We start from the raw sequence: 13,097 nt of genomic DNA, 5'->3' as shown, positions 1-13,097 counted from the left end.
ATGGTGGAGCTGTGGGGAGTTGAACCCCAGTCCAAAAATGAGAGCTTCTTAAGAATCTACATGTTTAGCAGACATTGAAGTCTTTTTGTGGCTATCCAATGTCCCAAGATAGAATCCACAAGCAACCTAAATCTTTTCCCTTACCATAGGTAGAAGCAAGAGAGCATCTAGCAAAGATAACGAGGATAGTTTTCTGCTAGAAAGAAATGCTATGCTCGGCTCCAAAAAGCGATAAACTTACGCGACTTTTGCGTAAGCTGGAGCGTAATTTGCGTTGTTTGCGTTTAAAAAATGTGGCAGTTTTAGAGCTTACCAGCTCACATGCACCTAAGTCTCTTCACTCCTGTCGAAAGCCAATCAGCCCCATAAGATGTGGATAGGGTGTGAATTATAATTTTTTTTCACGCCATTTGTCAATACATTTTTTAAAATATTTATCAATGTAATAAATGAGTATAAAACTCCCTATAAAGCCAAGAATAGCTCCTGCTAAGACTTGTAAAGGCGTATGCCATAAGCTCAAAATACGCGAATATCCCACAAAACAAGCTAAAATAAAAGTAAATATACCCCATTTTTTACCTATAAAGTGCCACATCAACGCAGATGCTATAAAAGCAGCTGTGGTATGTCCGCTTGGGAATCCTTTAAACTCTCCATTAATAGGACGTTTAGCAATTTCTAGTATATTTTGTAGCCACTCTATATCGCCATAATGATGAGCAAGATAAGCAAAAAGTAGCTTACTTGTAAAGGCTATGCCTAAAATTACTATTGCTATAATGATAAGATATTTTAAGGGCTGAAATTGTTTTTGAATAAACCAAAAAAGCCCAAGTGCGATAAGCATAAAGCGAAATACATCACCGTATATTTCTTTATCATAGAGCCATAATCCAAGTGCAAATACACCAATAACAAAGATTATAAAATTATGCTGCATATTTGATTTTATAAAACTATTCACCACAATTCTCCTTTTTACTCAGATTATCCATTACATTTGCTACTTCACGCAAACGTTCTTTGTCAAAATGTGTGTAAATACGACTTGTATTTAAATCCGAATGTCCAAGAGCTTCTTGCACCATTACCAAATCGTGCTTTTGCTGATAGAGCAGGGTAGCAAAGGAATGCCGTAACATATGTGCGCCATTTTTTTCTTTACGAATCCCCGCTTGAGTAAGAATACTCTCTACATTTTGATAAATATAACTTTGTGTGAGTGCTTCACCTTTTGCATTACAAAAAAGTAAATCGTGCTTTGGAGCAAGGGCTGGTCTCTGCGTGAGCCAAGTATCAAGGAGATTCTGTATGAGATGTGTGCGTATCATCACCACGCGAGGTTTATTGCCTTTGCCTCGGATTTGCACAAGATAGCAATCTTGTGCAGGAAATATATCTTTACGGCGTAAATTAAGTGCCTCACTCACACGTATTCCAGTATAAACAATAAGCTTGATAATAAGCTTATTACGTGCAGCGACTTTTTCTCCGAGTTGAGATTCATCAATGGCGTGCAAAAATTGCTCTAGCTCCTGTTGATTCAAAAATGCTGGAAGCTTTTGTCCGCTTTTGCCCTGCAATGCACTAATTTTAAGTGTAATATCATAAATATATGATGTGCCATTATTTTCATTTTGCTTGTCAATATAGCCAAAAAGACCAATAAGTGCGATACGATAGTTTTTTTTACTTGCACTAGAAAGGGTGCTCGTTTCTACGCTTAGAAAATCACTTAAAATCTCCTCATCAATTTCCTCCATTTTTTGGAGAGAACTTTGTGCAAGAAAATTATAAAGTTTGAGTAGTGGGGTAGAGTAGGTATTAATCCCTATCATACCAGCTTTTCTTACACTTTTACAAAGGCAACTTAATTCATCTTGCGAGCGAATCTCATCATTACTTAAAGCATTAATTGCTTCCAAAATAGCAGCTTTATCATATACCTGATGGTTTGAAAGTGTCGTGAGTTTATAGCGAATAAAGCGCGTAATCCAAAAAAGTAAATTTTCTACAAAATCATTTTTATAATTAAGTGGGTATTTCATCATTTTTCCTTGATTTTTTCTTGAAATTTAGAATTTTAGAATTATTATCTAAATATTATCGTAAATTAATACAAATTAATTATGAAAACTATACTTTTCAAACTTTTTTATAAAAACACCCGATAAATGCTCTTTGGATTTTTTTAAAATTAATATAGAAATGCTAAAATAAAATTTTCGATAAGGAGGAACTAGATGAAAAATGTTTTACTTCCCCTTGCTAAAGGATTTGAGGAGATTGAGCTAGTATCTGTGGCAGATATTTTACGCCGTGCAGGTATGCGTGTAGTAGTGGCAAGTCTTGATTCCCATAAACGCGTTTTGGGAGCGCATCATATTGTAATAGAAGCAGATTCTGCCCTACCCGAGCTGGATTTAGAAGATTTTGATGCTATTGTATTGGCAGGAGGCTATAATGGTATGCAAAATCTTGCAAATAACGAGCTCATCAAATTATGGCTTACAACTTTTAATCAAGAGAAGAAACTCATAGCGGCAATTTGCGCCTCCCCTATTGTGCTTGATAAGGCAGGAGTGCTTGAGGGTGAATTTACTTGCTACCCAAGTTGTGAAAATGAAATCAATATGCAAGGTAAAAGTAGAAGTGTAAAAGCAGTGGTTAAAAATGACAATATTATCACTTCAGTAGGTCCTGCTACGGCAGGGGTCTTTGCATTAGCGATTGTAAAAGAGTTATGCGGAGAAGAAAAATCAAAAGAACTTTATGAGGAATTACAAATACCCACATTAAAGGCGTATTTGTAATCCACACTTAAGGAGAAATAAATATGAAATTTTATGATTGTAAAAACGCTACGCTTGGACGAAAAATATGTGGATTTCCGCTTATATATAAAAACAATGTAGCTACTCTGCTTGTTTTCAATTTTCCACTTATTCAAAAGAAAACTTACCGCAATGTCTATAATGCTACGGGGGGGGGGTATAATATTAGACTATACGCTAAGAATCTGTGGTATTAAAGTAAGACAAACCAAAAACTACAAAAAACTGCTCCGCTCCCATCATCTCTACCCAAATACTTGGTTTCAAGATTCTATATCCACACTTAGGGAAGATTCATCTATAAAGAAAATTATAAATCTCACGCAAGGTTTAGATAAGAAAAGCACAAATTTAGTGTGTCGTATTATTGCACGCACTTTAGAAGCAGATGCACATCCCTTAAAGGTATTTTTTACCCTCTCAAAAGAGGAGATAGAGGCACTAGATTCATTGCAAAATGATTTTGTTGCAAATATCTTTCATATTGCACCAAATTTATATTATTGGAATGGCTATTTTTTGCCTTGTAAGCACATTGCTGAAGTTTTTTGGTATAGGCACGGATTAGATTCGTTAAAAAATCCTGCTTACTTCAAGCATAAGGATATTATCGATGTAGGTGGATATATAGGCGATAGCGCGACTATTTTGAGTGAATACACAGAAGGTAAAGTACATAGCTTTGAAACGACAAGCCATAATTATAATCTTATGCTTGAAACTATTAGATTAAATCATCTCACACGTGTTGTGCCTATTAAAAAGGGTTTGGGCAGTGTCCAAAGTAAAATGACAATTAGTATTGATGGTCCAGCTTCGTCATTTAGTCCCCTTTCACAAACAAGTAATGAAAGTGAAGAAGTAGAAATCATCACACTTGATAGCTATGTAGCCGAGCATAAGATTCAAGTAGGATTTATCAAGGTAGATATTGAAGGCTTTGAAATGGAATTTTTAAAGGGTGCAAAACATACTATTTGCACCCAAAAGCCTACAATGCTTATTAGTATTTATCACTCTTTAGATGATTTCTTTGAGATTAAGCCACTCATAGAATCTTGGAATCTCGGTTACACTTTTTCTATACATAAACCTATTGATTATACTATTTCCGTGGAAACAGGATTATTTTGTGAAATATTATGAGTCATACACCTGCATACTCACGCAATGCAAACTGCCGTGCCATAGAATCAATGAACGACAATCTACGCCCACTACCCTATGCTTTGGCAATGCTTTGCTTAGTATTTCAAGTGCCTTTTTATCATTTTTATCCCCATAAGTTGGCACAAGCAATCCACCATTAACAAAAAGAAAATTTGCATAGCTCGCAGGAAGTCTATCCCCGCTGTCATCATATATAGCTTTTGTAAAAGGCAATGCAACGAGTTTGTAAGGTTCTCCATTAGGTTGCTTTAATGCTTGTAACTCCGCCTCCATACTCTTAAGAGATTCAAAATGCTCATCTTGCTTATCATCACAAGTGATATAAGCAATAGTATCTTCACTGATAAAACGTGCAAGCGTATCAATATGACTATCTGTATCATCTCCTGCAAGGTAGCCATAATGCAACCACAGCACAGAATCTAGCCCAAAATACTCCCTAAGCTTGGATTCTATTTCATTTTGACTAAGATGGGGATTGCGATTTTTTTCAAGGAGGCATTGTGTATTGGTGAGCAAGACCCCTGCCCCATTACTTTCTATACTCCCACCCTCAAGCACTATATCAGCTTTTATAATATGTTTTTTAGCAAAAATACTCTCACTAATAGCATTATCATAATGCGATGGATACTTTAATCCCCAGCCATTAAAGATACATTTTACAAGTTTATTCTCCCCTGCACTTTCCACACCCAGTGCGCCAAAATCCCTAGCCCAAGTGTCATTTGTCCTCACGCGCATTATATGCAATGTATAGGGAGACTGTGTATTAAAGGTGTGTAGATATGGCTTAATCAAGCTTTGTTGTGCTATATCTGTGTTGAGATAGCCCTCTACATACTCTTGCAATGCTGATTGCGTATTACTTTGAAATGGTGCAAAGTGTTTGCATAGAATCTCTATTCCCTCTTCATCTTGTAAATCCACGCATAAAATCACAGATTCAAAACATAAAATATGCTCGATGATGTGAATAAAACACGCCCTCGCCTTGTCAATATACCTAGCCCAATCACTATTTTTGTGCGGAAAAGCCATTAATATAGCACTTTGCTTCTCCCATTCTGCCCTAAGTCGCCTATCTTTCATTTTGTGTAACCTTTAGATTTATTTTGTATAATTTTAGCATTTAGATTTTAAGATATTTTAGAATCCCCATAAGATTCTAAAATTTTGCAATATATATTAAGGAATAGTAAAATGATTTTGAGCATAGAATCAAGTTGTGATGATAGCTCTCTTGCCTTAACTTGCATTGAGAATGCCTCATTACTCTATCATATCAAACTTTCTCAAGATGAAGAACATAGCACTTATGGTGGGGTTGTGCCAGAAATAGCTTCAAGACTTCACGCTCAAAGGCTTCCAGAGATTCTAAAAAAGCTCAAAACATTTCTCAATGATGATTTATCTGTTATTAAGGCAATCGCAGTAACTACGCGTCCGGGACTAAGCGTTACACTCATTGAAGGCTTAATGATGGCGAAGACACTTTGTCTTGGTTTGCAGATTCCACTTATTTGTGTGAATCATCTCAAGGGGCATATTTATTCGCTTTTTATTACAGATAACACAGAATCTACATTTGCAGGACATTCTTATACTTTTGAATCCACACAAAAAAACCTATCATTGCGCGTTAATCAATGCTTACCTTTAGGCATTTTACTCGTGTCTGGCGGACATACACAGATTCTCACTATGCGTGGGGCTAATGATATAAGTCTTATAGCCCAAAGTCTTGACGATAGCTTTGGTGAAAGTTTTGATAAAGTTGCCAAATACTTAGGTTTAGGCTATCCGGGTGGTCCTATTGTAGAATCCTATGCTAAAGAATTTATGCAAAATTATCCACACACTGCGCCCCATAGCTTTCCTGTCCCACTTTTGCATAATCATCAATTACAATTTAGTTTTTCGGGATTAAAAAATGCTGTAAGACTTGCCATTGAGGCTCTACCCCAACCTTTTAGCCCTAAAGATTTAGGAAGCATTTGCGCGGGATTCCAAAAAAGTGCGTGTGAGCATATTTTGCGTAAGATAAGATTATTTTTCCAAACGCAACAAGCACAGAATCTAACGCATTTTGCTATCGTAGGTGGCGCAAGTGCAAATACATATTTAAGGCAGGAGATTGAAAAACTTTGTATAGAGTTTGGCAAAACACTTATTCTTGCACCACTTCAATTTTGCTCCGATAATGCAGCAATGATTGGTGTGTGTGCCATAGAACAATACCAAAGAGAAGATTTTACACCTTTGCACGAAGCGCAGATTTCGCCTAAAAGTTTGTCTACTGATTTTTGTGAGAAATAAAAAGTGTATCTATAAGGACTAGATTCTAATCCTTATAGAATCTTGATTATAATTCAAACCCAAGCTCTATCATACCTACATAATTAGTGCTTGCAGGATAATTAACACTTGTGGCTGTAAGTTTTGAAGCACTCATATTTTCATATTTGCCAATGGCTTTAATATAAAATCCTAGATTTGGTGTAATATTGCTCGCATAACCTAAACTTGCCTTAATCATATAGTTTGTGCCTCCAAGCTTTGAGCTTACATCATTTTGTAAAAGATAATTTCCTGCGAAGAAATGATAATAGCCTACAAGATATTCTATTTTTGAATTATTGCGCGTAGGTAAGAATCCTTCAATCTCTACCCCGCCTAATTCGCGTGAAAGTCCTATACCTTTATCTTTTGTGTTTGTAGAGAAATTATCCCAACCATATACAGCATTGACAAATAAAGGAAGTTGTTTGCTTGAAATATTTAAACCAATCTTAAAAGAAGCTTCTGTAAAAACAGAAAGTGGCTTTTCATCAAGAGTTGCGAAGTAGCTTTCACTTGCTTTTGCACTTCCCACACCTACTTTTCCGCTAAGTTCGCTCATAAGTCTTTGTTTTAAAATACCGCGTGCCGCAAAAGAGAGATAACCACCTGTGCTACTTATACTTGCTTCTTTGCCATCTAAGGTATGATATGCTCCTCCTACACCTATGCGGAAGCTTGAGCAGTTAGTTTCTTCACAATCAGCGGCAAAACCTAAAGAAGTTATTGCGCCTAAAAATCCAAAAGCAAGCAAAGAGTTTCTAAGAAATTTTAACTGCATAAATCCTCCAAAAAGTAAAAATTTTGTTCCTCCTTTGATATTAAAATGCAAAAATGGAACACTATATTTTTAATAAAAATTATTTAATGAATTAATGAATAATTTTTATTTTTTTCTAAAGTTTAAAAAATTATGTTACAAAAGGTAAAATTAATTTTGCCTTTTAAGAGAGTTCAAGCATTCTATTAAGGGCGATTTTTGCCCATTTTTGAATCTCACTATCTAAAAATACTTCATTAATAGGCTTATTATCCTCAAAAGCAAGAAGCACATCGCGCACATCTTCAAGAGTTGTTTCATTCATTGTAGGACATTGAGGCTTACTTGAGCTAAGGACAAAGGTTGTTTGTTTGCCATTATATTTAGGACGCAAACGATTGACAAGATTAAATTCCGTGCCAACTGCGACCTTTTGCTCTAAAGGTAAATCTTGCACATATTGGATAATCTGACTTGTAGAACCTACAAAATCGGCAAGTTTTACGACACTTGGGTCGCATTCAGGATGCACGACAATTTTAATATCTGCAAATTTTTCGCGATAAAAGGTAATATCTTGTGGCGTGAAAAGCTGATGCACAGAACAGAATCCATCATAGCAAATCACATCAGCACTAAGCACTTTTTCTTTACTATCTGTGCGTAATAATGCAGATTTTTTGCCATTTAAACGCGCAAGATTCTCTCCTAAGCACCTATCGGGGAGAAAAAATATCTTTTTGCCCTGCTCCTTTGCAAAATCAAAAATTTTTGCAGCGTTTGCGCTTGTGCAAACAAGACCTCCCATTTGGGCAACTTTTGCTTTAACATCAGCATTTGAATTAATATAAGTAATAGGAAAGATAGAATCTTTGCTTAAGCCATAAGATTCTAAAAGAGCAATGCTTTCATCATAATAATCACTATCAATCATTCTTGCCATAGAACAACACGCTAATCTTGGCATAATCACACGCTTTTGTGGAGCAAGCACCTTAACGCTTTGCCCCATAAATGCCACGCCACAAAATACAATGAGATTTTTCTCACTTTGCGAAGCCTTACGGGAAAGCTCCAAACTATCTCCACATAAATCTGCTAAAGCGACAATTTCATCTTTTTGATAATAATGTGCTACTAAAAGCCCATCAAGCTTATGAAGCAATGTTTTGATTTCATCTTTGATTGGATTATGAAGTGTGCTAGACATATTTCACTCCTTATGTATTGGATTCTACGTATAAGTGCCTAAATCTTGGGCAAATTTTACTTTTTGATTGATATTTATATCAGGAATCATCTGCTCCATAAAAAGCACAATGGTTGAACCCATTTTAAACATACCTAATTCTTCTCCTTTTTTTATACTAATAGGAGTGCGGTAGGTGTAGCATATATTGTGTGATTTGGCATTACTTTGAATCCTGCCTTCAAAGTGCATTACCATACTGCCAACATTCAGCGCACCTACGGCAACAAAATAAATCCATTTATGAGATGATGTTTTTGCTACCACTACTACGCGTTCATTCCGCACAAAAAGGCTTTGATTTTTTTGTAAAGAAGGCAGATTCACAGGAAGTAACTCTCCTCCAAAATATCGCACTTCACAAATCTCCATATCACAAGGTGCGTGATAGCGATGATAATCTTTTGGTGAGAGGTAAAAATTTATATAATAAAACTCTCTATCAAGCTTTTGTCCTAAGAGTTCTTCAATAGAATACTCCATACCTTTGATTTGAAGAGCATTTTTTTGCGTGCTTTTGCCCATTTGAGTAATAAGAGAATCACAAGGCGCAATAAGCACGATAGGATTAGGGTTAATTGTGCGCTCACTTGTAAGTGCTCGTGTAAAAAGGGCATTGAGCGAAGCATAGCTAGAGGCTGGGGCAAACTCACTTAAATCTATATCAAAAATCTTTACATATACATTATTAATAAGATTCTGCAAAAAAGACGGGAATTCATAAGAGGCAAATCGCCCAAAAAGTCGTGAAAATTTGTTTGAAAGATTCATATTCTACCTCGTTTTGTAGTGATTTTTGGCTGCTTATATTTGCGTATTGCAAACATATAAAAAAGTGGCGTATCACAAAGAGCTAAAAAAGCTTTTATGCAAAAATCTGCTAAAAGCATCATTATAACCTGTTCCCACGGATACACAAATAAAAATGCAATATGAAAGAAAATCATTGTATCAATGAATTGTGAAATCATTGTGCTTGCATTATTGCGCAGCCACCATAAATGTGGAAAGCGGTTTTTAAGATAAAAGAAAATATACACATCAAGATTTTGTGAGATAATAAAAGCACATACACTTGCAAGTGCTATACGAGGCTCACTTGCTAATAAAGAAGGAATAAAAGCAAGGAATAATCCAACCCAAAGTATTTTTAATACTTGAATCTTATTATATTTCTCACTCAATATATCTATGAGTAAAAAGCTCATAGGATAAGTTAAAGCCCCATAAGTGAGTGGTGTGTTAAATATAGGATATTGCACGCCATAGTTTGCTAATACTACTATAGAAGCAAAAAGCAATGAACTTCCTATAAAAGTCCAAACACTCATCTCTCTCACTCTTTCTCCTTATTTATTTTCATTTTCTTTCTCTGTAGAAACAGATTGTATAGAATCTTCTTGAGAATCTATTGTAAATGAAAGTTTCTCTAATATTTGCTTTGAGAGTTGAGAATTATAACCAATAAGGCTGTTTTTTAGCTGAAGTTCCCACAAATCAAATCCTTCACGCATTTGCTGCTTAAATTCATCTTCATTTATCAATTCATCAACACTATTTATAGCATAATCACTTGCTACAAAAAACCCAATTGCACATAAAGGCGCAAATGTCCCACATAGAAGTGAGCCTCCTGTGCCTATCGCACCTCCCAAACTTTTTTTAGCGACACTTTTTCCTATGACTTTAGCTCCGCTTTTAGTGATAGCTTTTCCAGAAGCCTTAAGAATCATAGCTCCTACTACACTTGCTCCTAAAAGTGCAGCAACACCATCACTAGAGCGAGGATTGAGTAAATCAAGTTTTTGATTAAAATCATCAAAAGATATGCTTCGTGAGATGTGTGCATTCAAGGGATTTTTGTGTAATGTAAAAAAGCTAAAACTTTGCTCTAATCGTGTTTTTAAGGATTCAAAATGTGCATCATAAAGCCTATTTAGCCTTTCTTGCAAATCATAAGGTGTATGGGCTTTAAGTAAAAAAATAAATTGTTCTTGTGCAATGTCTTCTCCCTTGCCAATAGCAGCATAAAAAAGCCTTGTATATTCACCACGCACACTAAAATACCATTTAGAATATTCATCAATGATAATTTCTTTTTGGCTAAGATATTCTTTAATACTTTTTTCTATGTCAGCATTAAGGCTAGATTCAAAATGAAGCAGATTCTCTTTGAGTTTATGCTCTAGTGAAGGCAAATCATTAGAACGTATAAGGCTTTGTGTGCCTTGCATACTGATTTGAATATAGTATTCATTTTCTTTTAGAATCTGCTCACTTAAAAGTGGAGGAAGATTATGGTGTTTAGCTAGAGGTTGCAAATGAATACTTACATTAAAGGCGATATAAATAAAAATAAGAAAAAACACCATAGCAAAAAATTGCCTAAAAGCACGAGATTGTGTAAGTGTAAAGCTCTCTTGCTCATTTTTGGTATTTTGTCTTAAATATGTTTTAGGTGCGATGCTCCCTACACACATAAGAGAGAAACTTGCAAATGAAGCAAAATGCCCACAAGCAAAAAGTAGAATAAGCGCAAAATGCAAATAGCTATTGGCAATACTAAAATAAAGCACATCAAGCAATGCTTTTTTGAGTAATATAAAACCAAAGAGCTCTTGCCAAAAATATGAGTGCATTTGAGCAATATTATAGCTTTTCATAAGGGTGAGATAATGAGTATGTATATCATTAGATTCTAAAGTAATTGGCGTCAAATTATTGAGTATAACCTCACATATAAGCGCAAGTAAAGCAGCTATAAGCGCGGTATATTTTTTTGCTAAAATTGGCGCAAAATCAGGGCTTAAATTTGCATTACAAATAATATATACAAGTCTAAATCCATATACACTACAAGGCACAAGCAGACAAAAGATAAGAATCTCGCTCCCACTAGGAAATACAAGCATAAAAAAAAGTGAAACACTCCCTACAAGCGCAACAATAAAACTTACAATTTGAGTAAGAAAGAAATGTCCAAAGTAGCGGTGCAAAAATGAATCTATCTTGTAATAAGCCTTAATTGTGGCTTGTTTTCTTACTCTTAAAACTTCATAAGTATATACGAATAAAACCACAAAGATTCCAAAAAAAGCAGGATAGAGTAAAAGAGATAGATGAGGATAGAATCCTACACACAAGATAAATATGATACTGCAAACAAAAAGTAAAAGAAGAAATAGCTGTTTCATTATTTCAAATCCTTTTGCCTCTCTAGGCAAAAGGAAAGTATTATTTTGTGATAGCTGTAAGAGAGATTTCAACGCGGCGATTTTGTGCTCGCCCTTCAGGTGTTTTATTTGAAGCAATAGGCTCATCTTGTCCCATTCCTTCAATCACAAATCGTTCTCGTTTAACTTTTTGATTCTGTAAGTATGTCGCTACACTTTGAGCTCTTTGCTGTGAAAGAGTAAGATTTTTTGCCGCGCTGCCTGTATTATCTGTGTAACCTACGACAGAAACGATAGTTTTATCATATTTGTTAAGCACTTTTGCCACAGAATTAAGCACCTTATAAAAATCAGCACTTAAGTCTGCACTACCGGATTTAAATGTAATATCACCAGGCATATTGAGTATAACTTCATCACCATTTTTTGTAACGCTTACTCCTGTGCCTTGAAGTTCCTCTCGGAGTTTTTTGTTTTGTATATCCATATAACCGCCTACTGCTCCACCTGCTAATGCACCTACACCCGCACCAATAGCTGCACCTTTTGCCCTATCTTTTTTATTAGCTAATGCACCAATTCCTGCACCCACTGCCGCTGCACCCACTGCGCCAATAGCTGTTCTACTTATTTGTGATTCGCCTGTGTAAGGGTTGGTCGTGCAAGCCGCCATAAGAAGCACACCACAGAGTGCTATGGAAACTTTTGAAGTTGTTGTTTTTAACATAAACAATCCTTTTGATTAATTTTTGAATTCGCATTGTAGCCCGAAAGATATTGCTTTTGGCTTAAATGGCACTTATTTTATAGAATCGAGTGCAGATTCTGATTTTTCCATATTTAGTCGCTTAATACAAAGAGATATAGCTTTTTTGCGATGTGAAAGCATATTTTTAACACTTGGCTCTAATTCTGCTAAAGTTTTTTGTAAAGGATTGTCTGTGTTTGGCACAAATAAAGGGTCATAACCAAAGCCTTGACTTCCCCTTGCTTCGCCTATAGCTATACCATCGAGCCTTCCCTCAAAATGCTCTATTACGCATTCTTGCAGAGGAGGCAATGTGGAAGATTCGCTATAAATAAGTGCAATATTTGCGACAAAAAATGCAGGGGTTGGCGCAAATGGTGCAATTTGCTTAATGAGACAATGGAGATTCATAGTATCAGTGCTATTGTGTGTAAGATGTAAATCTCTTTGCTCTCCGTGTTCGCGTAAATTTTGTGAATCTCTCTTAAAGCCTTTATATTGTGCGTATCTTGCACTATAAATACCCGGCTCCCCACCAAGAGCAGGAATACATATTCCACTATCTTCTGCAATGAGAGCAAGAGGAAATACTAAATCACTCTGCTCTTTTTCTTGCGTATATTGTGTGTAAAACGCATTATAAATTGCCTTTGCTTTAAGTGCAGCATTTTCTGCAAAAGTTGCACCATTTTCCACAATATGCAAAGGTTTTAGAATCTCCTCATACGCATATATTCTTGCATTTTTATCCCCTAACATAGCTTGAAATTCACGAATTTTATGCATATTACTTGTAGCAAGTATGATAGTCATTGAATAC

14 protein-coding genes and 1 other RNA gene are annotated in these 13,097 nt (G+C 35.6%); 4 read left to right on the top strand and 11 right to left on the bottom strand.

The genetic code is table 11. The features are described 5' to 3' along the window. Window position 1: 1 nt before the first annotated feature. From ssrA to LS65_RS05630, 3 genes are all read right to left on the bottom strand, one after another. Window positions 2-365, bottom strand: a transfer-messenger RNA (tmRNA) gene (ssrA, locus tag LS65_RS05640). 23 nt (window positions 366-388) lie between these two features. Then, window positions 389-967, bottom strand: coding sequence for a phosphatase PAP2 family protein (locus tag LS65_RS05635; protein WP_236096652.1), 579 nt, complete (start codon window positions 965-967; stop codon window positions 389-391). Continuing rightward, window positions 960-2,051 (bottom strand): tyrosine-type recombinase/integrase, encoded by a 1,092-nt coding sequence (locus LS65_RS05630; protein WP_034360191.1) that lies wholly within the window; start codon window positions 2,049-2,051, stop codon window positions 960-962. Before LS65_RS05630 ends, LS65_RS05635 begins: the two co-directional genes overlap by 8 nt. Window positions 2,052-2,246: 195 nt before the next feature. Between LS65_RS05630 and LS65_RS05625 the strand changes: the two genes are divergently transcribed. The 3 genes from LS65_RS05625 to LS65_RS05615 are packed head-to-tail and all read left to right on the top strand — an operon-like array spanning window position 2,247 to window position 3,983. Then, on the top strand, window positions 2,247-2,816 hold the full coding sequence (locus tag LS65_RS05625) for a DJ-1 family glyoxalase III (protein WP_034360189.1): 570 nt from the start codon (window positions 2,247-2,249) through the stop codon (window positions 2,814-2,816). A gap of 23 nt (window positions 2,817-2,839) precedes the next feature. Then, window positions 2,840-3,034 carry a hypothetical protein gene (locus LS65_RS05620; protein WP_138129787.1) on the top strand — a complete coding sequence of 65 codons (195 nt, stop codon included), beginning with the start codon at window positions 2,840-2,842 and terminating at the stop codon, window positions 3,032-3,034. After that, complete coding sequence (locus LS65_RS05615; protein ID WP_236096651.1) at window positions 2,970-3,983, top strand: FkbM family methyltransferase; 1,014 nt, start codon at window positions 2,970-2,972, stop codon at window positions 3,981-3,983. The genes LS65_RS05620 and LS65_RS05615 overlap by 65 nt, the downstream gene beginning before the upstream one ends. Here the strand turns inward: LS65_RS05615 and LS65_RS05610 are convergent. Beyond that, complete coding sequence (locus LS65_RS05610; RefSeq protein WP_034363640.1) at window positions 3,978-5,099, bottom strand: agmatine deiminase family protein; 1,122 nt, start codon at window positions 5,097-5,099, stop codon at window positions 3,978-3,980. The two genes, LS65_RS05615 and LS65_RS05610, sit on opposite strands and share 6 nt — an antisense overlap. Before the next feature lie 111 nt (window positions 5,100-5,210). On the opposite strand from LS65_RS05610, the gene tsaD reads away from it, so the two are divergent. Continuing rightward, the gene (gene tsaD, locus LS65_RS05605; protein ID WP_034363637.1) at window positions 5,211-6,326 is read left to right on the top strand and encodes a tRNA (adenosine(37)-N6)-threonylcarbamoyltransferase complex transferase subunit TsaD; all 1,116 of its coding nucleotides are present in this window, start codon (window positions 5,211-5,213) and stop codon (window positions 6,324-6,326) included. A gap of 46 nt (window positions 6,327-6,372) precedes the next feature. On the opposite strand, the gene LS65_RS05600 is transcribed toward tsaD, so the two are convergent. The 7 genes from LS65_RS05600 to LS65_RS05570 all read right to left on the bottom strand — a co-directional run bounded on the left by LS65_RS05600 (window position 6,373) and on the right by LS65_RS05570 (window position 13,090). Beyond that, window positions 6,373-7,128, bottom strand: a complete 756-nt coding sequence (locus LS65_RS05600; RefSeq protein WP_034363634.1) for a hypothetical protein — start codon at window positions 7,126-7,128, stop codon at window positions 6,373-6,375. Window positions 7,129-7,291: 163 nt separating this feature from the next. Next, window positions 7,292-8,317, bottom strand: coding sequence for a quinolinate synthase NadA (gene nadA, locus LS65_RS05595; protein ID WP_034363631.1), 1,026 nt, complete (start codon window positions 8,315-8,317; stop codon window positions 7,292-7,294). A 24-nt stretch (window positions 8,318-8,341) separates the two neighbouring features. Beyond that, a complete protein-coding gene (locus LS65_RS05590) occupies window positions 8,342-9,127 on the bottom strand; it encodes a phosphatidylserine decarboxylase (protein WP_034363629.1) in 786 nt (261 codons plus the stop codon). Continuing rightward, window positions 9,124-9,687 carry a queuosine precursor transporter gene (locus LS65_RS05585; RefSeq protein WP_034363760.1) on the bottom strand — a complete coding sequence of 188 codons (564 nt, stop codon included), beginning with the start codon at window positions 9,685-9,687 and terminating at the stop codon, window positions 9,124-9,126. The genes LS65_RS05590 and LS65_RS05585 overlap by 4 nt, the downstream gene beginning before the upstream one ends. Window positions 9,688-9,705: 18 nt before the next feature. Beyond that, the gene (locus LS65_RS05580) at window positions 9,706-11,550 is read right to left on the bottom strand and encodes a hypothetical protein (RefSeq protein WP_052061172.1); all 1,845 of its coding nucleotides are present in this window, start codon (window positions 11,548-11,550) and stop codon (window positions 9,706-9,708) included. 40 nt (window positions 11,551-11,590) lie between these two features. Further along, entirely contained in the window at window positions 11,591-12,256 is a 666-nt protein-coding gene (locus tag LS65_RS05575; protein WP_034363627.1) for a YiaD family glycine zipper/OmpA-like lipoprotein, read from the bottom strand. 72 nt (window positions 12,257-12,328) lie between these two features. Beyond that, window positions 12,329-13,090 (bottom strand): non-canonical purine NTP pyrophosphatase, encoded by a 762-nt coding sequence (locus tag LS65_RS05570; protein WP_052061171.1) that lies wholly within the window; start codon window positions 13,088-13,090, stop codon window positions 12,329-12,331. Window positions 13,091-13,097: the final 7 nt, after the last annotated feature.

This window comes from Helicobacter japonicus, assembly GCF_000762845.2.
Taxonomy (GTDB): domain Bacteria; phylum Campylobacterota; class Campylobacteria; order Campylobacterales; family Helicobacteraceae; genus Helicobacter_C; species Helicobacter_C japonicus.
The sequence above is the reverse complement of the archived record's forward strand: the minus strand, read 5'-3'. Positions and strand labels throughout refer to the sequence as shown.

Bases quoted from the DNA above. Each gene is read 5' to 3' on its own strand.
- LS65_RS05615 (WP_236096651.1), top strand. From the start codon at position 2,970: ATGTCTATAATGCTACGGGGGGGGGGTATAATATTAGACTATACGCTA.
- LS65_RS05600 (WP_034363634.1), bottom strand. From the start codon at position 7,128: ATGCAGTTAAAATTTCTTAGAAACTCTTTGCTTGCTTTTGGATTTTTA.
- LS65_RS05630 (WP_034360191.1), bottom strand. From the start codon at position 2,051: ATGAAATACCCACTTAATTATAAAAATGATTTTGTAGAAAATTTACTT.
- LS65_RS05570 (WP_052061171.1), bottom strand. From the start codon at position 13,090: ATGACTATCATACTTGCTACAAGTAATATGCATAAAATTCGTGAATTT.
- LS65_RS05590 (WP_034363629.1), bottom strand. From the start codon at position 9,127: ATGAATCTTTCAAACAAATTTTCACGACTTTTTGGGCGATTTGCCTCT.
- LS65_RS05610 (WP_034363640.1), bottom strand. From the start codon at position 5,099: ATGAAAGATAGGCGACTTAGGGCAGAATGGGAGAAGCAAAGTGCTATA.
- LS65_RS05585 (WP_034363760.1), bottom strand. From the start codon at position 9,687: ATGAGTGTTTGGACTTTTATAGGAAGTTCATTGCTTTTTGCTTCTATA.
- LS65_RS05620 (WP_138129787.1), top strand. From the start codon at position 2,840: ATGAAATTTTATGATTGTAAAAACGCTACGCTTGGACGAAAAATATGT.
- tsaD (WP_034363637.1), top strand. From the start codon at position 5,211: ATGATTTTGAGCATAGAATCAAGTTGTGATGATAGCTCTCTTGCCTTA.
- nadA (WP_034363631.1), bottom strand. From the start codon at position 8,317: ATGTCTAGCACACTTCATAATCCAATCAAAGATGAAATCAAAACATTG.
- LS65_RS05580 (WP_052061172.1), bottom strand. From the start codon at position 11,550: ATGAAACAGCTATTTCTTCTTTTACTTTTTGTTTGCAGTATCATATTT.
- LS65_RS05625 (WP_034360189.1), top strand. From the start codon at position 2,247: ATGAAAAATGTTTTACTTCCCCTTGCTAAAGGATTTGAGGAGATTGAG.
- LS65_RS05575 (WP_034363627.1), bottom strand. From the start codon at position 12,256: ATGTTAAAAACAACAACTTCAAAAGTTTCCATAGCACTCTGTGGTGTG.